Below are 20,154 nucleotides of genomic sequence, written 5' to 3'. Positions count from 1 at the left end.
TAAAATATTAGTATTCTATGATACAATTAGTTTAAATTAATCAAAGGTCTGGAGATATGGAGAGACCACAGCACTTGAACGTAAAAGAAATCCTTTTATGTACGGGTTGTTGTGGTCTCTTTTTTGTACTTATTATTAGAAATTATCTCCCTGCTGAATTTACAACGACTTGTGAGTCATATTTCTTAGTAATTTACTATATGGAGAGGATGTTTAATTATGGCAAAACCATTTTCAGCTGTACAACGAGAAGCATATTTACAACAAATGACAGAAAAAGAACTTGACCTTCTTGTTATAGGAGGAGGCATTACTGGGGCTGGAATTGCCCTTGATGCTACGACAAGAGGATTGTCAACAGGTTTAGTGGAAATGCAAGATTTTGCAGCAGGTACTTCTAGTCGATCTACGAAATTGGTTCATGGTGGATTAAGATATTTAAAACAATTTGAATTTAAAATTGTTGCTGAAGTAGGAAAAGAAAGAGCAATCGTGTATGAAAATGCACCACATGTGACGAATCCTGAATGGATGATGCTTCCTATTATTCAAGGAGGAACATTCGGAAAATTCGCTACATCATTAGGGCTTAAAGTATATGACTTTTTAGCAGGAGTTAAACGAAGTGAACGCCGAAATATGTTAAGTAAGAAAGAAACATTGGATAAAGAGCCTTTGCTTCGCCAAGATATGTTAAAAGGTGGAGGCGTCTATGTTGAATATAAAACAGATGATGCAAGGCTAACGCTAGAAATATTAAAAGAAGCTATATACCGCGGAACAGTTGCTACTAATTATACAAAAGCTGAGAACCTTCTCTATGAGGATGGGAAAGTTGTTGGTGCAAAAGTTACTGACCTCGTTACAGGTGAAACTTATGATATTCGAGCAAAAAAAGTCGTTAACGCTGCTGGTCCTTGGGTAGATGAGTTAAGAGAGAAAGATAACTCTAAAAAAGGAAAATACCTTTATTTAACGAAAGGTGTACACATCGTCATTGACCAAGCTCGTTTCCCATTGAAACAGGCAGTATATTTTGATACAGAAGATGATGGTCGAATGATTTTTGCTATTCCTAGAGGCGGTAAGACATATGTTGGGACAACGGATACCCATTATTTAGAGGATATTGCTTCTCCGCATATGACAGAGAAAGATTTAGATTATTTAATTGATGCAACGAACTATATGTTCCCTTCGGTTCAGTTAAAACGGGAAGATGTAGAATCAAGCTGGACGGGTCTTCGCCCACTCATTCACGAAGAAGGGAAAAGTGCTTCAGAGATTTCCAGAAAAGATGAGATATTTGAGTCTCACAGTGGTCTTCTTTCTATTGCAGGTGGAAAACTAACAGGTTATAGAAAAATGGCAGAAAGAATAGTTGATATTGTAGGTAAAGAATTAGGTGTGAAAGAAAAGTGTAGCACTGCAGGGATTACCTTATCTGGAGGAGACGTAGGTGGTTCTGATAAACTCGATAGTTTTGTAAGAGAATGGACGAAAAAAGGAAAAGAGCTAGGGTTAAGTGAAGCTGAAGCGAAGCGACTTTCCAACCTATATGGATCGAATGTGAAACGAGTGTTTGAAATTATTGAAACAGTAGGAAACGAAAGTAAACACTACAATCTTCCTGCAAGTGTATACGCTTCTTTAATTTATGGTATTGAAGAAGAAATGGTCGTATCGCCAATTGACTTTTTTAATCGACGAACAAGCGCGCTATTCTTTGATATCGCTTATGTTAAAGAATGGAAAACAGGAGTCATTAAATATATGAAAGATCGTTTCCATTGGTCAGAAGAAGAGCTTGATAAACATATTGCCATTTTAGAAGAAGAGTTGTATTACGCAGCAAATCCTGTAGAAACACGCGAAAAAAATTAATGGAAAACCTCTTTACTATAGGCCAGAAAATGAGTATAACTAGAGTTAAGACTGATTGCCTATTAAAAGGAGGATGTTAAATGGATTGGAAAAAGCAATATGAGAGATGGAAATCAAAAGTAGGACTAAATGAAGAGTTAAATGCAGAACTAATGAAGTATGAAAGTGATGAGAAGTATTTAGAAGATAGTTTTTACAAAACTCTGGAATTTGGAACAGGCGGTATGCGTGGAGAGATAGGACCAGGGACAAATCGTATGAACATATACACGATACGAAAAGCTTCTCAAGGTTTAGCTGAATTTATAAAGCAGGCTGGAGAAGCAGCGATGTCTAAAGGCGTGGTTATTGCTTACGATAATAGGCGGATGTCAAAAGAATTCGCTCTTGAATCTGCTTGTACTTTTGGGGCAAATGGAATTAAAACTTACTTATTCAAAGAACTTCGTCCAACACCAGAATTATCCTTTGCAGTCCGTAAATTACAGACCTATTCTGGAATTATGATTACGGCAAGTCATAATCCACCTGAATACAACGGATTTAAAGCATATGGAGATGATGGGGCTCAACTTATTCCAGCGGATGCTGATATGTTAATTAAAATGGTAGATGCAGTAGAGGATGAGTTGGAGGTTAAGACAGAAGATGCTGATAAGTTAGTTCGAGAAGGTTTGCTTGAGTGGGTATTAGAAGAAGTAGATAAGGCTTATGAAAAAGAATTAGAATCTGTTATTGTTGATTCTGAACTGATTAGTGAAGTAGGCAACGACTTAGCAATCGTTTTTTCTCCCTTACACGGAGCAGCAACTGTTCCGATGATGAGAGGGTTTGAACAATCTGGTTTTACTAACGTTCACATTGTTAAGGAACAAGCAGAACCGGACACCGAGTTTTCAACGGTTCGTTCACCGAACCCAGAAGAGCATGATGCTTTTGAATACGCAATCAAACTTGGTGAAAAAACAAATGCAGATGTACTCATTGCAACAGACCCAGATGGGGATCGTGTTGGGTTAGCAGCAAAAAATAAAGATAATAAATATCAAGTATTATCAGGAAATCAAACTGGGGCATTGATGCTTGACTACTTGTTGAAAAAGAAAAAAGAAAAAGGTGAAATACCAGACAATGGTGTCGTAATCAAAACGGTCGTGACATCAGAATTAGGTAGAACAATTGCTTCAGCTTATGGATTAGAAACTTTAGATGTATTAACAGGCTTCAAATTCATTGGGGAAAAAATACGTGAATTTGAATCATCTAAAGAGTTTGAATTTCTATATGGTTATGAAGAAAGTTTTGGTTATTTAATTAAACCTTTTGCAAGAGATAAAGACGCCATCCAAGCGGGTCTCTTAGCTGCTGAAATGAGCGCCTATTACAAAAAAAGGGGAATGTCTCTTCATGAAGGCTTAAATGATATATATGAAACCTATGGCTATTATTATGAAGATCTAGCTTCCTTCGTATTCAAAGGTAAGGAAGGCGCTGAAAAGATCCAGCGGATTATGTCCGTTTTCCGAGATGAAATCGCTAGTGGTGATCTGTCAGATGAAGTTCAGTTCGTTGAAGATTACAAAACGGGCGATCGACACTTGATCACTGAGAAAAAAGTAGAGAAAATTGATTTACCTCACTCCAATGTATTAAAAATGATCTTAAAAGATGGTTCGTGGTACTGTTTACGTCCATCCGGAACAGAACCAAAAATTAAATGCTATATTGGTGTGAAAGAAACATCTGCTATTAAAGCAGCGAAAAGAATAGAAGAAATCAAACGAGAATTAATCCAAAAGATCGAAGCAATATAGTACTTATGATAAAAAGAAGTCTAATAATAGGCTTCTTTTTTTCTTTCGTTTTTTTGTCTATCCTGAAAATTAAAGCACAGCAAATGGAGTTCCAGCTTTTTATCCTCTCTTTCACCCAAGTTTGCACTCGTGCGAGACTAAGCTTCAAATCAATATAAAGTTAATAAATAAATGGAGTTAGTTTAAAAACTTTTGTGAAATTTACAAAAAAAGGTTAGAATAATGGAAAAAAACAGGGGAGTTGTGATAAAATTATAGTTATTAAAGACTAATTGTTTGTTCAAATTTGAAATGCTTTATCTTTTAGAAGAAGTATTTTTGAATGTTAGGTAAGGTGAGGCGGTAAAAATGGTCTTAAAACAATCTCTGAAATCTCAGATGGAAGCGAAGCGACAGTTAATGATCGTATCAGCGAATAAATATGGATTTACATCATCCGAGACAATTCGATATAGTCAAGAATTGGATCAATTAATGAATGTATATCGGAGGATTACCCAAACAGGTGATGAGAAAAGTTACAGTGTAAAAGATAAGATTAGCTGCACTAACTAATTTTATCTTTTATTATTATAAATCCGTCAAAAAGCATTGTAATAATCTTATTACAATGCTTTTTGGTGGAATTTTTTTTGTGATTTAGTAGATAGATAAACACCACATAAGACAATAGCACCACCAAAAAGTTGTGGATATGTCATCTTTTCATTTAAAATAGTGATCGCCATAATCGTAGTAAAAACAGGCACTAAGTTGAAAAAAATAGACGCTTTTGCAGGTCCAATTTCTCCAACACCACGATACCATAATAGTAAAGAAATTGCCGAAGGGAAAATTCCAATATAAGCAATCCCTAATAAAATATGTTGTTGAAATATGTTTGGAAAACCTACGTAGTAACTTTCAATTAAAGCGAAAGGCATCAAAATCATTGTACCAATAATCATTGTAACAACAAGACCAGCTATCGGAGGAAACTTATAACTATGTTTTTTTATAATGATCGAATAACTAGCCCAGCAAATAATTCCAAACAGCATGATAATATCTCCGATGTTAAAAGATAAAGAAGTGATAACATGCCAAGACCCATTTGAAATGATTGATAAAATTCCTGCAAAAGATAAAATTATTCCAACTATTTGTAGTTTAGTTAATGATTCTTTCAACACTATAAAACCTAAGATTGCTGCAACGGTTGGTGTCAATGCGTCAACGATAGATGCATTGATTGAACTCGTATAATTTACAGCTAGATAAAGACTAGCGTTAAATAAGACAATACCAAAGATAGAAAGACTTAGAAGAGGTTTCCATTCTTTTCGCCATAAGGACAACTTCTTTATTAATGTTTTATAACATAATGGGAGAAGAACGAGTGACCCTGTTGCAAATCGAAAAAATGCTAATGTAATAGGGGGAATTGTCCCTTCAAAAGCTTTTCCAACAATGAAGTTTCCAGAGAAAAAAAGCATGGCAATGGTTAAAAATATGTATGGGTGAATACGCAAAATAAGCAACCTCCGATTGAATAAGCCTTAGTATAACATATAGGTTTTTGATACTTTATTATCAATATCATCAATAATACAGTGTTGAAAAAAGAGTTAGGAACAGGAATTAGAATAGTATATAATATAGGTTGGTACATTTTTTATTTGAAAGGAAGATTTATAATGGATGTTAAAATGACAGAACTCCCTGGAATAGGAAAGAAAATTTCATTTATTACTGCTGAAGATAGCATGATTGTCCTGATCGTTCACCATACCGGAAAGAGAGAGCTATATTTTTTTCATGATCGTGATAATGATGAAGCGGATTTTTGTATAGACCTTAATGCTGATGAAACACGGGAATTAGGCGCCCAACTACTAGGAGCTGTTTTTCAACCAGTTGATAGTGAAAAGATGAAGTTGTTGAGAAGTAAGATTGTTACAGAGTGGATTAAATTAGAGCAAGATTCACCTCTTGTCAACAAAACAATTGGAGAGTCTGAAATACGAAAGAAAACGGGTGTTTCTGTCGTTGGTATTTTTAGGGATAAAGAAGTCATTCCTAGCCCGGATGTGGATCAACTTCTATTACCTGGGGATACGTTAATGGCTATTGGTAAACAAGATGAAATTACGGACTTTGAAGATTTATGCTCAGGAGAGGCGGTTAAATAATTGGATTCACAATTACCAGTTATGCTCGTATCCGGGGGACTATTTTTACTAATGTTCTTTATTGCAATAATCGGAATTCGATATAAAATACCTGAAGTTATTACTTATATTTTGATTGGTGTCGTTTTGACATCGTTAATTGGTGAATCTGAGTTACTTCATATCATAGGTGAGGTAGGAATTGTATTATTGTTTTTTATGTTAGGTATGGAATTTCCTCTTAAACAATTAATTGGTGTTGCTAAAAAAGTGACTCCAGCTGGCAGCATTGACGTTCTATTAAATATTGGTGTAACAATTGCAATCGTGTTGTTATTTGGACTTGGATTCATTGAAGCGCTGCTTATTGGTGGGGTTGTTTATGCGACTAGTTCTTCTATAACTGCGAAAATGTTAGAAACATCTAAAAGAATGGCGAATCCAGAGTCGGAGTTCATTTTAGGGTTGTTAATATTTGAGGACTTAGTAGCTCCGATTTTAGTTGCTATATTAGTAGGGTTAACTGCTGGAGGAGCATTAACAATTGGATCGTTTAGTTTTATTATTATTAAAGTTGTTTTACTAATTTTAGGTGCAGTTATTTTAGGTCAATTTTTATTTAATAAACTTCAACATTTTTTTGAAAGACACTTGAATTATGATACATTTGTTTTGTTTGTTATAGGAATCGCCCTTTCCTATGGTGGACTAGCTCTTTATTTAGATTTATCAGAAGTCCTAGGGGCTTTTTTAGCTGGAATTATGATAGCTGAAGTAAGAAAGACGGATCAGTTGGAACATTTGATCTTGCCTATAAGAGACTTGACGTTACCACTGTTTTTTATTTGGTTTGGAACAACCATTCAATTTGACGCGGGAGTTCCGATGATTCCATTATTAATAACCTTAGTAATATGGGGGATCATTGCCAAGGTAATTGTTGGTATTGTAGGTGGTCGATTATATGGCTTAACGAAAAGAGTTTCCCTTAGAGCAGCTTTATCTTTGATACAGCGTGGAGAGTTTTCGATTATTATTGCCGCATTGGCATCTGCAGAGATCATGGTATTTAGTAGTGTGATTATTTTATCAACCGCTGTGATAGGGATTGTTCTTTTTCAATTAGCACCAAAGATAACCAAAACAATATACCCGCAGAAAAAACCTGAGAAAGTTAAGTTACCAGGATAAAAGAGCGAGAGCTGAATCATCAGCTCTCGTTTATTTTTGATTGAATTTAGTAGAGGTTCTATTACAGATAACTCAATAGTTCAAAAACACTTAAATGGCCAACCATGCTACCGTGCTTATCTAAGACTGGAAGCTCATCAACACTTGTTTCTACCATTAATTGTAATGCTTCATCAAGTGAATCGTTTTCACAAACAGAACCACTTTTTACCATCAAATCTTGAGCTGTTATATCTTGAGAAGTCATCTGGAATAACCCCTTAACAGAGCTAGATTTAGAAGTTATAATTCCTTTTTTTAATGTATACCCTTTAATAATTTTGACTAATGGGATAGTCCCTATGAATTGATTTTGGTCATCAAGAACATATAAAGTCCTGAACATGGGGTTCATTTCTTGAAAGGTTTGTTGAACTTTAACTAAAGGTGCATCAAGTACGATGGTAGGGAATTCATCAGTAATAGTATTATATACATCTTTAACTTGAGGCATTTTCGTTACATCTCCTTTTAGTGTTAATAAAAAAATCTATTGATTTGCGTCTGGTGTTTTCATAAGATGATGGATTCCCACTGTTTGTTCTACCGGTAAGACAAAAGAAATTCCTTTTCCGGGTTGGTTAATTTTCACATCTTCTTCGATAGCTTTTAGAACATCTTTTGTAGAATTCTTTTTAATTAATGTGAGTACTATATCTTTTTCAGGTTCAATAGCGATAGAAAGTAGTTTTGCTTTTTCATGAATGCCACTACCACGTCCATTTATTACAGTTCCACCTTCTGCCCCACCACGATTTGATGCATCAATTACTTTACCTGCATCGCCTTTGTTAACAATTGTCATAATTAAATCGAATCCTTTATGGTTTATATCATCAGTCATTTCTTCTAAGTCCTCCTTAACCTCTTCTTCATAGTCCATATGTGCAATACCAATTGTTTTTTTTATGTCGATTATAAAACCAATTCCTTTGCCTTGTTTATTTAGATTGACTTCTTCAATGATGGAATCAATAACATTTGGTAAAATATCTTCAGGAATCAAATTAAGCACAAGTTCTTTTTCATAGAAAGCTTCTATACCTAGGAGCTTCTTTTTCTCACGAATCCCTCGACCTATGCCGAATAAAATAGTCCCTCCTTCAGTCCCAGCTTTTTTAGCAGCTTTCATGACTTTTTTAGCTCTTCCTCTTTTTACAATTGTGACTAAGAGCTTATGGTCTCTTCGGATTTTATTCATTCTTCCTCCCGCTCCTTCTGTGTATATATCAAACCTAGTATGAGCACTGATAAGATTGGTGTCAAGGCTACAAGAGCAATCATACCGAATCCATCCATTAGTGGATCTCTTCCTTCCGTTACAGAGGCAACACCAACCGCTATGGCCATTATAAAGGTAACGGTCATTGGTCCAGTAGCAACACCACCAGCATCAAAAGCAATAGAGATAAAGCGGTCTTTAGATATAAACGCTAAAATCATCACAAGTCCATATCCTGGAACAATGAACCACCATAACGGGAGACCGACTAAAATGCGGAACATTGATAGGGCAATAGAAGTACCAACACCAAGTGAGAGCGTAATTAGCATGACATTTTTTGAAATTGAGCCTGCGGTAACTTTTTCTACTTCATAGTTTAAAATACGAATCGCTGGTTCAGCAAAGGTGGCTACTAGTCCGAAAAGAAATCCAAGAGTAGGGAGGAGGATAAGAGTATTTTCTCGTTCTCCTAATAATTCACCGATTGCTTCGCCAGCAGGGAAAAAGCCGACTTCTACGCCTTGTAAAAACAAAACGAGTCCTGCAAAAGTAAATAATAACCCAATAATAATATTTTTAATTTTCTCCTTGTCTAACTTTAAAAATATGAACTGAAATACTAAAAAGAAGACAAGTAAAGGAATAATAGCCATTGTAACTTCATATATAACATGATCAATTCCTTCAAACAGTGAAATAATCATCCGAATATCACCCCTAAAATCATCACCGATAAGATGGGGCCTATCGAAGCTAATGCTACAAGACCAAATCCATCACTTGTTGATGACTTCCCTCGCAGAACAGAAGCAACGCCGACACCTAAAGCGAGAATAAATGGAACAGTCATTGGTCCAGTAGTAACTCCACCAGCATCAAACGAAATAGGTATATAAGTTTCCGGTGTAAAAAGAGCTAAAGTGAAAACCGCTCCGTACCCGACAAGTAATATATATTTTAAGGGGATATTGAAAATCGTTCTAGCCATGGCAACTGCCACAAAAAAGCCGACACCCATAGCTACGGAATAAACTAGCACAAGGTTAGAAATTTCTCCATCAGAAACTTGATCTATTTGAGACGCTAAAACCCGAACATCAGGTTCGGCAATTGTCACAACAATCCCTAAAATAAATCCTACGAGGATGATAAGCCAAGGTTTTTTTGTTTTTGGTAAGGCTGAACCAATCATTTCGCCAATTGGTAACAAGCCAATATGTACACCGACTAAAAATAAAAAAAGCCCAAGGCCTACCATGACTACTCCGGCAAGAAAACGAAAAAAAGTTTCTGGCGGGAGGCCGATCACAGTATATTGCAAAATGATAATAAGGATAGCCATTGGAAGAATTGCCATAACAACTTCTTTCAATTGTTCAAAAACATCTTTCATTTTGTGCCTCCTTTTAAAATAATTGAATTATTGTATAACATCTTATTACCATACATATTCATTACCCTAAACTAAAATAATTTACGCACATTATCAAATTAATTGAATATTTTGATAATAAAGATTATACTATAACAAAGCTTAAAAATTAACTAACCAGAAAGCGGTGAACACATGGCGATAATTTACGTTTGTAAGCAGTGTAAAGGGGTCGGTCGTGTGGAAAAAAAACTGTGGTTTGTAACGAAGAAAGTTTCTTGTCGCTTCTGTGATGGAGTAGGAAAGAAAAAATATGTGAAAGAAAAAGTTATTTAAACGGAGGCTTACGAATGATTAGTCTCGGTTTTTCTTTTTATTTCAGTCATTTATAAAATAGTGTGATCATAGAAAAAACCTTGAAGAATAAGAGTGAAAACTCTGTAACTTCAAGGTTTTAATGTCGTTTTCTATTCTAATATCTCCCAACCTGAAGCTAACTCAATATCAGGGTGTTTATCATGGAACCAACGAAGAGCAAATTCGTTTTGAAAAAGTAAAACGGGTCGTCCTTGCTGATCATTGACAAGCATTTTTCTATTATCTGTCATATCATCCGTTACTTTTCCTTTTGTTACCCAGCGTGCTAACTCATGTGTCATATAGTTAAATTCAATATCAACTTTATATTCATTTTTCATTCGGTACTCAAACACTTGGAATTGTAATTCTCCAACAGCACCAATGATATAGTCTTCAAAATATGGTGTTTTGTAAAGTTGGATTGTTCCTTCTTGTACAAGCTGCTCGATACCTTTGTGATATTGTTTATGTTTTAACGCATTTTTAGCGGTAACTTTAGCAAATTGTTCAGGAGGGAACTGTGGCATTTCTTCGTATTGAATCCGGTCACCACTGCCAACGATCGTATCACCAACTTGGAAATTCCCTGAATCATAGATACCAACAATGTCACCAGGCATTGCTTTTTCGACAGTTGCTGTGTCGGATGCGAAAAAGGAATGAGCTTGATTCAACTTCATTTTTTTACCTGAACGAGAAAGAGTGACTTCCATGCCGCGTTCAAAAACTCCTGAACAAACTCGTAAAAAAGCAATTCTGTCACGATGATTAGGATTCATATTTGCTTGGATTTTAAAAATAAAACCAGAAAAATGTGGACTCGATGGTTGAATTAAGTCTCCAGAAGCTTTTCTAGGTTGTGGTTCTGCGGCGTACTTTACGAATTGATCAAGAAATGACTGGACGCCAAAGTTTGAAAGGGCACTCCCGAAAAACACAGGTGTCAATGAGCCATTATGAACTTTATTCATGGAAAAATCATTTCCTGCTTCTTTTAATAACATGATTTCCTCTTCCAAGGTTTCTTTCTCATAATCTTCAAGAGACGTATTATCTTTATAAGGAATGATTTCTCGTTCATGAGAATCGTCGTATACTTCGACCGTTTCATCTGGAATGCTGTAGATTCCTTTAAGTCGCTTTCCTGTTCCTATAGGCCAGTTCATCGGAAAAGTTTCCATTTCAAGCGTTTCTTCGATTTCTGAAAGAAGATCTAGTGGTTCTTTCCCTTCACGGTCTAATTTATTAATAAACGTTAAAATAGGAATGCCACGCATACGACAAACTTTAAATAACTTTAGTGTTTGGGCTTCTATCCCTTTCACACTATCGATAACCATAACTGCAGTATCAACGGCAGTTAATGTACGATACGTATCTTCACTAAAGTCTTGGTGACCTGGTGTATCAAGAATATTAATTTGAATATCTTTGTAAAGCAACTGCATGACACTGGAAGTAACCGATATACCACGCTGTTTTTCAATTTCCATCCAATCTGAAGTAGCATATTTACCAGATTTCTTACCTTTTACCGTTCCTGCACTGCGAATACCACCACCTTGTAAAAGAACCTTTTCCGTTAGCGTTGTTTTACCAGCATCGGGGTGGGAGATAATCGCAAATGTTCGTCTTGGTGTTTCATTAGACATATACATAACCCTTTCTATAATGAAAAATTAAAAATTTGAGATTGACATATGATATATAGTAAGCTCCAATATTCTATTATAAACAAAAAATAGCTAAGAAGCACCCCTAAACGAATAAAAATTAAAAGTTAGGAAGGCAAACCAACTACATCTATAACTTTTCAATGCCAATTAGAAAGTCTGGAGAATGAAAAAGCCAACGATCTCTAAAGAAGAATCGTTGGCTAAAATTATAAAGTTACGCTTTAGTATTTTCGAATGTGCTGATTTTATCTTCATGAGTGAGTGTTACAGCAATTTCATCCCAACCGTTTAAGAGCATTTCTCTTAAATAATTAATAATTTCAAAGGAAGCTTCGAACCCGGCATCATCGAAAACGACTTGATTTTCTAAGTCTACGGATAATGTGAAAGGTTCTCCTTCCGCTTTTTTGACTAATTCAGAGGTTTGTTCCTCTGTTAGCTGAATCGGTAAGATACCGTTCTTTACACAGTTATTATAAAAGATATCAGCAAAACTAGATGCGATAATGACTTTGAATCCATAATCTTGTAAAGCCCAAGGTGCATGTTCTCGAGAAGAGCCACAACCGAAATTTTCTCCGGCAACAAGAATAGAGGCGCCATCATATTTTGTATCGTTTAATGAAAAATCACTTCGTTCATTTCCATCATCGTCAAAACGCCAGTTATAAAAGAGGAATTGACCAAAACCTTGGCGTTCAATGCGTTTTAAAAATTGTTTTGGTATAATTTGATCTGTGTCAATATTCGATCGATTGATCGGATATACGAGGCCTTTATGTTTTCGTATTGGTTCCATGAATTCTTCCTCCTAATCGTAAATATTCTATTAAACAGGTGTTGTTAAATACGTTCGAACATCGACAAATCGTCCTTCAATTGCTGCGGCGGCAGCCATTTCAGGGCTTACTAAGTGAGTTCTTGCTCCGTTTCCTTGACGACCTTCGAAGTTTCTGTTTGAAGTAGAGGCGCATCTTTCACCTGGTGGAACAATATCGTCATTCATTGCTAAGCACATGCTACAGCCTGCATCTCTCCATTCAAATCCAGCTTCTGTGAAGACTTTATCTAAACCTTCTGATTCAGCTACTAACTTAACCGACTGTGAGCCGGGAACGACCATAGCACGGACTCCCGTATGGACAGTTTTCCCTTCCACAACCTTTGCTGCTCGACGAAGGTCGCTAATTCTTGAATTTGTGCATGAACCGATGAACACGTGTTCAATCGTTACGGAAGAGATAGGTTTATTTGCTTCTAACCCCATATATTCAAGAGCTCTTTCAATTTCTTCTTTAGAAGCGTCTGTTTTTGCAGACTCTGGTGCTGGAATAGTTGCACTCACTGGAATACACATGCTTGGGTTTGTTCCCCATGTTACTTGAGGTTCGACTTCGTTTGCATCAATTTCAACCATTGCATCGTATGTTGCTTCAGCGTCAGTAGCTAGAGCAGACCATTCTGCAACAGCTTGATCAAATTCTTCGTCTTTTGGTACATGTCGTCGGCCTTTTAAGTAGTTAAAAGTCGTTTCGTCTGGGCTGATGAGTCCCGCCCTTGCGCCAGCTTCAATGGACATATTACAAATAGTCATTCGTTGTTCCATGGAAAGATCACGAATAGCTTCTCCAGTGTATTCAAGGACATAACCAGTTCCAAAACGAACCCCAAATTTTGCGATAATGGCTAAAATTAAATCTTTCGCCGTAATGGCAGGGCTTAATCGTCCATTTACTTTGACGTTCATTGTTTTAGGGGGGGCTTGCCAAAGCGTTTGAGTAGCCAAAACGTGTTCTACTTCACTTGTACCGATACCAAATGCAAGGGCACCAAAGGCACCGTGTGTAGATGTATGACTATCGCCACAGACGATCGTTTTTCCTGGTTGAGTTAAACCTAATTCTGGTCCGATAACGTGTACAATTCCTTGATCAGGGTGGTTTATATCAGCAAGAGGAACTTCAAACTCCTCACAGTTCTTTTGTAATGTTTCCATTTGTTTTTTACTAATAGGATCGTTAATGATATGGCGTGCAATCGTAGGTACGTTGTGATCCATTGTTGCAAAAGTTCGATCCGGTCGCCTAACTCGGCGCCCTTTCATTCGAAGTCCTTCAAATGCTTGTGGGGAAGTAACTTCATGGACGAGTTGCAGATCGATATATATCAAGTCAGGTTTATTTTCTTCTTTGTGGACAACGTGGCGGTCCCAAATTTTATCAATGATTGTTTTTGGTTTACTCATTTTGTCATTCACTCCTTTTAAGGAGTAGCACCTGCTTATAAGCAGGTGCTACTGTGTTTGTACCCTTTCATTTCAAGGTACGATTATAGAATAGATTTGATTTATGCGTAACAGCTCATGATACTGTTCGTAGTACTGTCTGATTTAATAAAGTCAACGACGAGTTGAGTCATTTTTTCTGTGCTTACTGTTTGTCCCCCAGCGATGTTTAGGTCTGCTGTATGATAGCCTTGCTCTAATGCATCGGCAACAGCGGCTTCAATAACACGTGCTTCATTCTCCATATGAAAGGAGTGACGAAGCATGAGGGCTGCTGATAAGATCATTGCTAGTGGATTGGCGATACCTTCACCAGCGATGTCAGGAGCTGAACCATGGACCGGCTCATATAATCCAAAACTATCTTTTCTTACACTTGCAGACGGTAACATACCTAATGATCCTGTAAGAACAGAAGCCTCATCGCTTAATATATCTCCGAACATATTCTCTGTGACGATCACATCAAAATACTTTGGGTTGGTTATCAATTTCATTGCAGTAGCGTCAACAAGCATATGATCAACAGTAACTTCTGGATAATCTTTCTTTTTCTCTTCAACGACCTCACGCCATAATTTACTTGATTCGAGGACGTTAGCTTTATCTACGGACGTAAGATGTTTACGACGAATTTGAGCTGCTTGGAATCCTTTCTCTACAATACGTTCGATTTCTGATCGATCATAAGCTAGAGTATCAACAGCAGATTGGCCATTGTTTCGACGCTCACTTGGTGTACCGAAGTAAAGTCCACCAGTAAGTTCACGAACGATGAGTAAATCGCTGCCTTTCACCACTTCTTCCTTAAGGGGAGAGGCATGAAGCAAGTTATTAAAACCTTGAATAGGACGTAAATTTGCAAAAAGACCTAATGACTTTCGAATTCCTAACAGGCCTTTTTCCGGTCGAAGATGAGAAGGGTTTTGATCCCATTTCGGTCCACCTACAGCACCTAACAAAACGGCGTCAGCTTCGTGACAAGCCTTTTCTGTCGTATCAGGGAGTGGGGTTCCGTATTCATCTATTGCCGCTCCTCCGATCGCATGAGATTCATATGAAAATGTATGGTTGTATTCTTCGGCAAGAGCTTCTAACACTGTTTTGGCAGATTCGATAACCTCTTGACCAATACCATCGCCCGGTAATAGAACGATCTTCTTATTCATCGTTGTCCATCCTCCTTAATTCGATTGTGCATGTATCACTTTATCTTTGATAGGTTCTTTATGGTAAAAAGCACGATTAACGCCATTTAAATAGGCTTTAGCTGAAGCTTCTAACACATCTTGTGAAGAACCTCGACCAGTAACGAAAAGTCCATTAACGGTCATTTCAACCTTAGCTTGAGCTAGAGCGTCACGTCCACGACCGATAGAGTTTAGTTGAAAATCAGACAGATGAATTTTCTCTACAATCATGGAATCTAACGTATTATATAGAGCTTCTACACTACCTTGACCGGTTGAAGCATCTTCTAATTTTGTTCCATCTGGTGCAATCAATGAAACGGTAGCCGTCGGAAGGTTAGAAGAACCATATTGCACTTGAAACGCTTTAAGTTCATATTTCTTAACATCATCAGAGTCTGTTTGTATCTCAATTAATATAGTAAATAAGTCATCATCAGTCACTTCTTTTTTGCGATCCGTTAATTGTTTAAAAGCTTTAAATGCTTCGAGTAGTTTCTCATCTGATAATTCATAACCAAGTTGTTTCACTTTGTCATTAAATGCGTGTTTACCTGAATGTTTCCCCATAACGAGGTTATTAGATTTTACACCAACCATTTCAGGCGTGATAATTTCATAGGTTGAGGCATTTTTCAAGACACCATCTTGATGAATACCTGATTCATGTGCGAAAGCGTTTTGGCCGACTACCGCTTTATTCCGTGGAACAACCATACCAGTTAAATTACTTACTAAGTCACTTGTCCGCTTGATTTCTTTTAAAACCAAGTTGGTTTCATAAGGGTAAAAATCTTTTCGTATATTAAGTGCAACTGCTAGTTCTTCTAGCCCAGCATTTCCTGCACGTTCACCTATTCCATTAATTGTTCCTTCTACTTGCGTAGCACCATTTTCAATCGCTGCTATCGTATTGGCTACGGCCATTCCCAAGTCATCATGACAATGGGCTGATAAAATGGCTTTATCGATGTTTCGAACATTATTAGAAATATATTTAAATAATTGCCCGTATTCCGCTGGAGTGGTGTATCCAACAGTGTCTGGAAGGTTGATGACAGTAGCACCAGCATCAATAACCTTTTCAATAATTCTTACGAGGAATTCTGGGTCTGAACGGGAGGCATCTTCAGCTGACCATTGAACTTTAGGGAATTTTTCTCTTGCGTAACGAACCATTTCTTCAGCAATTTGAATGACTTGTTCCGGTGTTTTCTTTAGTTTGTATGTCATATGAATAGGGGAAGTAGCAAGAAAAACATGGAGTCTAGGATCCGCTCCTTCTTTTAAGGCTTCCCAAGCTGTATCAATATCTGATTTTTTCGCTCGAGCTAAACCTGTGACAGAGACACCGCGTACTTTACGTGCGATTTCTCTAACACCTTCAAAGTCGCCTTGTGAAGAAGCAGGGAATCCTGCTTCCATCACATCGACGCCAAATCTTTCTAACTGTTTTGCGATCTCTAGCTTTTCTAGTTGATTAAGGTTTACACCAGGGGACTGTTCGCCGTCTCTAAGAGTAGTATCAAAGACGTTAACGCGAGCCATGGGAGACCACATCCTTTTTCTTTTTAGGTTGTTGCTTAACAAATGGCATAAGTTCACGAAGTTCGTGACCAACTTTTTCGATTTGATGTTGGTTTTCTTTTGCATTGATGGCATTAAATTGAGGTCGGTTTGCTTGATTTTCAAGGATCCATTCTTTCGCAAACTTTCCAGTTTGAATGTCAGTAAGAACATCTTTCATACGAGCTTTTGTATCGGCATCAACAATGCGGGGACCTGATACGAAATCTCCCCATTGTGCTGTGTCTGAAATCGAATGACGCATTCCTGCAAGACCACCTTCATAAAGAAGGTCTACAATCAATTTTGTTTCGTGTAAACACTCGAAATATGCAACTTCTGGTTGATAACCAGCTTCTGTCAATGTTTCAAATCCGGCTTTGATCAAACTAGTGATACCACCGCAAAGGACTGCTTGCTCTCCAAACAAATCTGTTTCTGTTTCTTCTTGGAATGAAGTTTCAAGAATACCAGCACGACCTGCACCAACGCCTTTTGCATATGCTAGTGCAACGTCCGTTGCTTTTCCAGTATGATCTTGGTAAATACCGTAAAGTGCGGGAACACCAGCACCATCTTCAAATGTTCTGCGAACAAGATGACCAGGTCCTTTTGGTGCAACAAGGAACACATCCACATCTTCTGGAGGAACAATTTGGCTAAAGTGAATGTTAAAACCGTGAGCAAAAGCTAAAGCGTTCCCTGCTTCTAAATTAGGTTTAATGCTTTCTTCATAAATTTTAGGTTGACCTTCATCAGGTAATAGAACCATTACGACATCTGCTTGTTTTGTCGCATCTGCTACTGTTTCAACTTGAAGACCATCTTCAACTGCTTTATCCCAAGACTTTCCTTTTCTAAGTCCAACAACGACATTAAACCCGCTCTCTTTAAGGTTTAACGCATGGGCATGACCTTGTGAACCATAGCCAATAATAGCAACTTTTTTATTTTTTAATACCTCATCTTGAATATTGTGATTGTAAAGTACTTTTGTCATTGTAAAACATCCTCTCAGTTTAGTTAGTAGTTTTTGTGATTGTTAAAATGTCCATGTTCATTTATTTTAGTAATGAATAGGAAGTGAATTCAGTGACTTGCGGTTGATGACCTCTAGCAAATGCTGTGAGACCAGTTCTTGCAATTTCTTTAATGCCATAAGGTCGTAGCAAGTCAATCAAAGCTTCAATTTTGTCTGGTTTTCCTGTCACTTGGACAGAAACACTATCTTTACTTACATCAATGACTGATGCTCGAAACGGTTCAATAATCCCTTGAATTTCGTTTCTTAGTTGTGAATTACTTACAACTTTGATTAGTGCTAATTCTCTAGCAACAATCGCTTTATCGGATAAGTCAGTTACTTTTAGAACATCAATTTGTTTGTTTAACTGTTTCGTTAACTGTTCAAGCTTTTGGTGATCTGGTACGTCAACGACGAAAGTCATTTTGGATATACCTTCTGTTTCTGTTCGACCAACGGAAATACTTTCAATATTAAACTGGCGTTTGTGCATTAAGCCAGTAACCCGATTTAAAACACCACTTCTGTTTTGAACGATAGCTGTTATGATTCGTTTCATGGTTTCACCCCTACCATGTCATCAATTCCTTTTCCAGGTGCGACCATTGGATAGACATTCTCTTGTTGAAGAACTCGGCAATCCATTAGGACAGGACCGTCGTATGCCATAACTTCAGGAATTGCTGACAAAAATTCTTCTTGAGTATCAATTCTCATTCCTCTGATGCTATAACTATCCGCTAGTTTTACGAAATCAGGTTGAACACTGATGATCGATTCTGAATAGCGTTTGTCATAAAAAGCTTCTTGCCATTGCCTTACCATTCCTAGAGCTTCATTATTTACAATAATGATTTTCACTGGTAATCCTCGTTCTTGAAGAACGGAAAGTTCTTGCAATGTCATTTGAAATCCACCATCACCTACAATGGCAATAACCGGTTCATCTGGAGCAGCTAACTGTGCACCAATCGCAGCTGGGAAACCAAATCCCATTGTTCCTAAACCTCCGGAAGTGACCCATTTATTTGGTTTGGAGAATGTATAGTATTGCGCAGCCCACATTTGATGTTGTCCAACATCTGTTGTCACAATGGCATTTCCATTGGTTGCTTTATAGATCGATGAGATGAGCCACTGCGGTATCATTTCAGCTTGTGGATTCTTATACCAAAGAGGGAACTCAACTTTATTATGGTTTAGTTTTTCCATCCACTCTTGATGTTCTGGTCCAACTTTCGCTTGTTTTTCAAATTCTTCTAGGGCAGCCCTTGAGTCAGAAACGATTGGAATGTCCGTTGGAACATTTTTTCCTATTTCAGCTGGATCAATATCAATATGCGCGATTACAGCGTTTTGAGCAAAGTGCTTCAAGTTTCCAGTTAAACGATCATCGAATCTTGCTCCGACATTAATGAGTAAGTCACATTCGGAAATAGCAATGTTGGATGTGTACGTTCCATGCATTCCAGCCATTCCTAGGAATAAATCATGATCGCCTGGGAATGCTCCAAGACCAAGCAAAGTAGAAGTAACTGGAATAGAAAACTTTTCTGCTATATTCAATAATACATCCGAAGCGTGTCCGTGAAGGACCCCAGCACCAGTAAGAATGAGTGGCTTCTTTGATTTTTTCAGTGCTTCTGTTAGTTTTTTAATTTGCAACGGATTTGGTTTTATCGTTGGTTGATATCCAGGTAAATGAAAATCGGATTGATCTGTTTTCGTACATGGGCTTGCTGATATGTCTTTCGGAATATCAACAACTACGGGACCAGGTCGACCTGTTGAAGCAATATGGAATGCTTCTTTTATAATCTTCGGGATTTCATAGCTTGATTGAATTTGATAATTATGTTTCGTGATTGGTGTTGTAATGCCCATCACATCAGCTTCTTGGAAAGCGTCTGTGCCTGTTACTGTTGTAGCAACTTGACCTGTGATGACGACAAGTGGAAGAGAATCCATCATCGCATCTGCGATACCTGTAACAAGGTTTGTTGCTCCAGGCCCAGATGTAGCTAGAACAACTCCAGGTCTGTTAGATACTCGAGCATATCCTTCGGCTGCGTGTATCGCTCCTTGTTCATGACGAGTAAGAATGTGTTCGAAGTCTCCATCAGATCGATAGAGTGCATCATAGATTGGAAGCACCGCACCTCCTGGATAACCGAACAATGTATCAACTTTCTGTTCTATCAATGATTCTACAAGAATGTCTGCCCCTGTCTTCACCGCTGCAGCTTGAGCTTTTGGTTGTGTTTCAAGATTCACCGTTTCATCCCTCCTAGAATGCTGTTGATTCATCAAATTAAATTTTAATGAATCATTTTTCTAATAAATTAATTTTTCTGTTTTATTCAAAAACAAAAAGGCCTA

Annotated in this window: 18 protein-coding genes; 5 read left to right on the top strand and 13 right to left on the bottom strand. The window is 37.3% G+C overall.

Features of this window, described 5'->3' with window-relative positions; translation table 11 throughout:
* Positions 1-219 precede the first annotated feature (219 nt).
* The 3 genes from QDN89_RS03795 (at position 220) to QDN89_RS03785 (ending at position 4,253) form a co-directional block, all read left to right on the top strand.
* The gene (locus QDN89_RS03795) at positions 220-1,884 is read left to right on the top strand and encodes a glycerol-3-phosphate dehydrogenase/oxidase (RefSeq protein WP_280768744.1); all 1,665 of its coding nucleotides are present in this window, start codon (positions 220-222) and stop codon (positions 1,882-1,884) included.
* Between the two features lie 80 nt (positions 1,885-1,964).
* Entirely contained in the window at positions 1,965-3,698 is a 1,734-nt protein-coding gene (locus tag QDN89_RS03790; RefSeq protein ID WP_280768743.1) for a phospho-sugar mutase, read from the top strand.
* Between the two features lie 348 nt (positions 3,699-4,046).
* Complete coding sequence (locus tag QDN89_RS03785; protein WP_280768742.1) at positions 4,047-4,253, top strand: Spo0E family sporulation regulatory protein-aspartic acid phosphatase; 207 nt, start codon at positions 4,047-4,049, stop codon at positions 4,251-4,253.
* 50 nt (positions 4,254-4,303) lie between these two features.
* Here the strand turns inward: QDN89_RS03785 and QDN89_RS03780 are convergent, their stop codons facing one another.
* Positions 4,304-5,209, bottom strand: a complete 906-nt coding sequence (locus tag QDN89_RS03780; RefSeq protein WP_280768741.1) for a DMT family transporter — start codon at positions 5,207-5,209, stop codon at positions 4,304-4,306.
* 165 nt (positions 5,210-5,374) lie between these two features.
* Here QDN89_RS03780 and QDN89_RS03775 point away from each other — a divergent pair, with 165 nt between their 5' ends.
* Both QDN89_RS03775 and QDN89_RS03770 read left to right on the top strand, forming a co-directional pair.
* A complete protein-coding gene (locus tag QDN89_RS03775) occupies positions 5,375-5,869 on the top strand; it encodes a cation:proton antiporter regulatory subunit (protein ID WP_280768740.1) in 495 nt (164 codons plus the stop codon).
* Positions 5,870-7,039: a cation:proton antiporter gene (locus QDN89_RS03770; protein ID WP_280768739.1), complete on the top strand. Its 1,170-nt coding sequence runs from the start codon at positions 5,870-5,872 to the stop codon at positions 7,037-7,039. It begins immediately after the preceding gene.
* Positions 7,040-7,100: 61 nt separating this feature from the next.
* Here the strand turns inward: QDN89_RS03770 and QDN89_RS03765 are convergent, their stop codons facing one another.
* From QDN89_RS03765 to ilvB, 12 genes are all read right to left on the bottom strand, one after another.
* Entirely contained in the window at positions 7,101-7,532 is a 432-nt protein-coding gene (locus tag QDN89_RS03765) for a CBS domain-containing protein (protein ID WP_280768738.1), read from the bottom strand.
* Positions 7,533-7,568: 36 nt separating this feature from the next.
* Positions 7,569-8,279 (bottom strand): P-II family nitrogen regulator, encoded by a 711-nt coding sequence (locus QDN89_RS03760; RefSeq protein WP_280768737.1) that lies wholly within the window; start codon positions 8,277-8,279, stop codon positions 7,569-7,571.
* Complete coding sequence (locus QDN89_RS03755) at positions 8,276-9,007, bottom strand: DUF1538 domain-containing protein (RefSeq protein ID WP_280768736.1); 732 nt, start codon at positions 9,005-9,007, stop codon at positions 8,276-8,278. Before QDN89_RS03755 ends, QDN89_RS03760 begins: the two co-directional genes overlap by 4 nt.
* On the bottom strand, positions 9,004-9,696 hold the full coding sequence (locus QDN89_RS03750; RefSeq protein WP_280768735.1) for a DUF1538 domain-containing protein: 693 nt from the start codon (positions 9,694-9,696) through the stop codon (positions 9,004-9,006). The genes QDN89_RS03755 and QDN89_RS03750 overlap by 4 nt, the downstream gene beginning before the upstream one ends.
* A gap of 446 nt (positions 9,697-10,142) precedes the next feature.
* On the bottom strand, positions 10,143-11,687 hold the full coding sequence (locus QDN89_RS03745) for a peptide chain release factor 3 (protein WP_280768734.1): 1,545 nt from the start codon (positions 11,685-11,687) through the stop codon (positions 10,143-10,145).
* 238 nt (positions 11,688-11,925) lie between these two features.
* Positions 11,926-12,510, bottom strand: coding sequence for a 3-isopropylmalate dehydratase small subunit (leuD, locus tag QDN89_RS03740; RefSeq protein WP_280768733.1), 585 nt, complete (start codon positions 12,508-12,510; stop codon positions 11,926-11,928).
* Between the two features lie 30 nt (positions 12,511-12,540).
* On the bottom strand, positions 12,541-13,956 hold the full coding sequence (gene leuC / locus QDN89_RS03735) for a 3-isopropylmalate dehydratase large subunit (protein WP_280768732.1): 1,416 nt from the start codon (positions 13,954-13,956) through the stop codon (positions 12,541-12,543).
* 101 nt (positions 13,957-14,057) lie between these two features.
* Positions 14,058-15,164 (bottom strand): 3-isopropylmalate dehydrogenase, encoded by a 1,107-nt coding sequence (leuB, locus tag QDN89_RS03730; protein ID WP_280768731.1) that lies wholly within the window; start codon positions 15,162-15,164, stop codon positions 14,058-14,060.
* A 15-nt stretch (positions 15,165-15,179) separates the two neighbouring features.
* Positions 15,180-16,733, bottom strand: a complete 1,554-nt coding sequence (locus QDN89_RS03725) for a 2-isopropylmalate synthase (protein WP_280768730.1) — start codon at positions 16,731-16,733, stop codon at positions 15,180-15,182.
* Positions 16,720-17,751, bottom strand: coding sequence for a ketol-acid reductoisomerase (gene ilvC / locus QDN89_RS03720; RefSeq protein ID WP_280768729.1), 1,032 nt, complete (start codon positions 17,749-17,751; stop codon positions 16,720-16,722). Before ilvC ends, QDN89_RS03725 begins: the two co-directional genes overlap by 14 nt.
* Positions 17,752-17,812: 61 nt before the next feature.
* The gene (gene ilvN, locus QDN89_RS03715) at positions 17,813-18,334 is read right to left on the bottom strand and encodes an acetolactate synthase small subunit (protein ID WP_280768728.1); all 522 of its coding nucleotides are present in this window, start codon (positions 18,332-18,334) and stop codon (positions 17,813-17,815) included.
* Positions 18,331-20,082: a biosynthetic-type acetolactate synthase large subunit gene (ilvB, locus tag QDN89_RS03710; RefSeq protein ID WP_425335365.1), complete on the bottom strand. Its 1,752-nt coding sequence runs from the start codon at positions 20,080-20,082 to the stop codon at positions 18,331-18,333. Before ilvB ends, ilvN begins: the two co-directional genes overlap by 4 nt.
* Positions 20,083-20,154: the final 72 nt, after the last annotated feature.

The organism is Salipaludibacillus daqingensis (assembly GCF_029891575.1).
GTDB classification, from domain to species: Bacteria; Bacillota; Bacilli; order Bacillales; family Salisediminibacteriaceae; genus Salipaludibacillus; species Salipaludibacillus daqingensis.
Note: the sequence above shows the minus strand (reverse complement) of the source record. Positions and strands in the feature narration are given on the sequence as shown.

What these genes read in the sequence shown, in the direction of transcription:
- QDN89_RS03795 (WP_280768744.1), top strand. Translation starts at nt 220, where the DNA reads ATGGCAAAACCATTTTCAGCTGTACAACGAGAAGCATATTTACAACAA.
- QDN89_RS03790 (WP_280768743.1), top strand. Translation starts at nt 1,965, where the DNA reads ATGGATTGGAAAAAGCAATATGAGAGATGGAAATCAAAAGTAGGACTA.
- QDN89_RS03785 (WP_280768742.1), top strand. Translation starts at nt 4,047, where the DNA reads ATGGTCTTAAAACAATCTCTGAAATCTCAGATGGAAGCGAAGCGACAG.
- QDN89_RS03775 (WP_280768740.1), top strand. Translation starts at nt 5,375, where the DNA reads ATGGATGTTAAAATGACAGAACTCCCTGGAATAGGAAAGAAAATTTCA.
- QDN89_RS03765 (WP_280768738.1), bottom strand. Translation starts at nt 7,532, where the DNA reads ATGCCTCAAGTTAAAGATGTATATAATACTATTACTGATGAATTCCCT.
- QDN89_RS03760 (WP_280768737.1), bottom strand. Translation starts at nt 8,279, where the DNA reads ATGAATAAAATCCGAAGAGACCATAAGCTCTTAGTCACAATTGTAAAA.
- QDN89_RS03755 (WP_280768736.1), bottom strand. Translation starts at nt 9,007, where the DNA reads ATGATTATTTCACTGTTTGAAGGAATTGATCATGTTATATATGAAGTT.
- QDN89_RS03750 (WP_280768735.1), bottom strand. Translation starts at nt 9,696, where the DNA reads ATGAAAGATGTTTTTGAACAATTGAAAGAAGTTGTTATGGCAATTCTT.
- QDN89_RS03745 (WP_280768734.1), bottom strand. Translation starts at nt 11,687, where the DNA reads ATGTCTAATGAAACACCAAGACGAACATTTGCGATTATCTCCCACCCC.
- leuD (WP_280768733.1), bottom strand. Translation starts at nt 12,510, where the DNA reads ATGGAACCAATACGAAAACATAAAGGCCTCGTATATCCGATCAATCGA.
- leuC (WP_280768732.1), bottom strand. Translation starts at nt 13,956, where the DNA reads ATGAGTAAACCAAAAACAATCATTGATAAAATTTGGGACCGCCACGTT.
- leuB (WP_280768731.1), bottom strand. Translation starts at nt 15,164, where the DNA reads ATGAATAAGAAGATCGTTCTATTACCGGGCGATGGTATTGGTCAAGAG.
- QDN89_RS03725 (WP_280768730.1), bottom strand. Translation starts at nt 16,733, where the DNA reads ATGGCTCGCGTTAACGTCTTTGATACTACTCTTAGAGACGGCGAACAG.
- ilvC (WP_280768729.1), bottom strand. Translation starts at nt 17,751, where the DNA reads ATGACAAAAGTACTTTACAATCACAATATTCAAGATGAGGTATTAAAA.
- ilvN (WP_280768728.1), bottom strand. Translation starts at nt 18,334, where the DNA reads ATGAAACGAATCATAACAGCTATCGTTCAAAACAGAAGTGGTGTTTTA.
- ilvB (WP_425335365.1), bottom strand. Translation starts at nt 20,082, where the DNA reads ATGAATCAACAGCATTCTAGGAGGGATGAAACGGTGAATCTTGAAACA.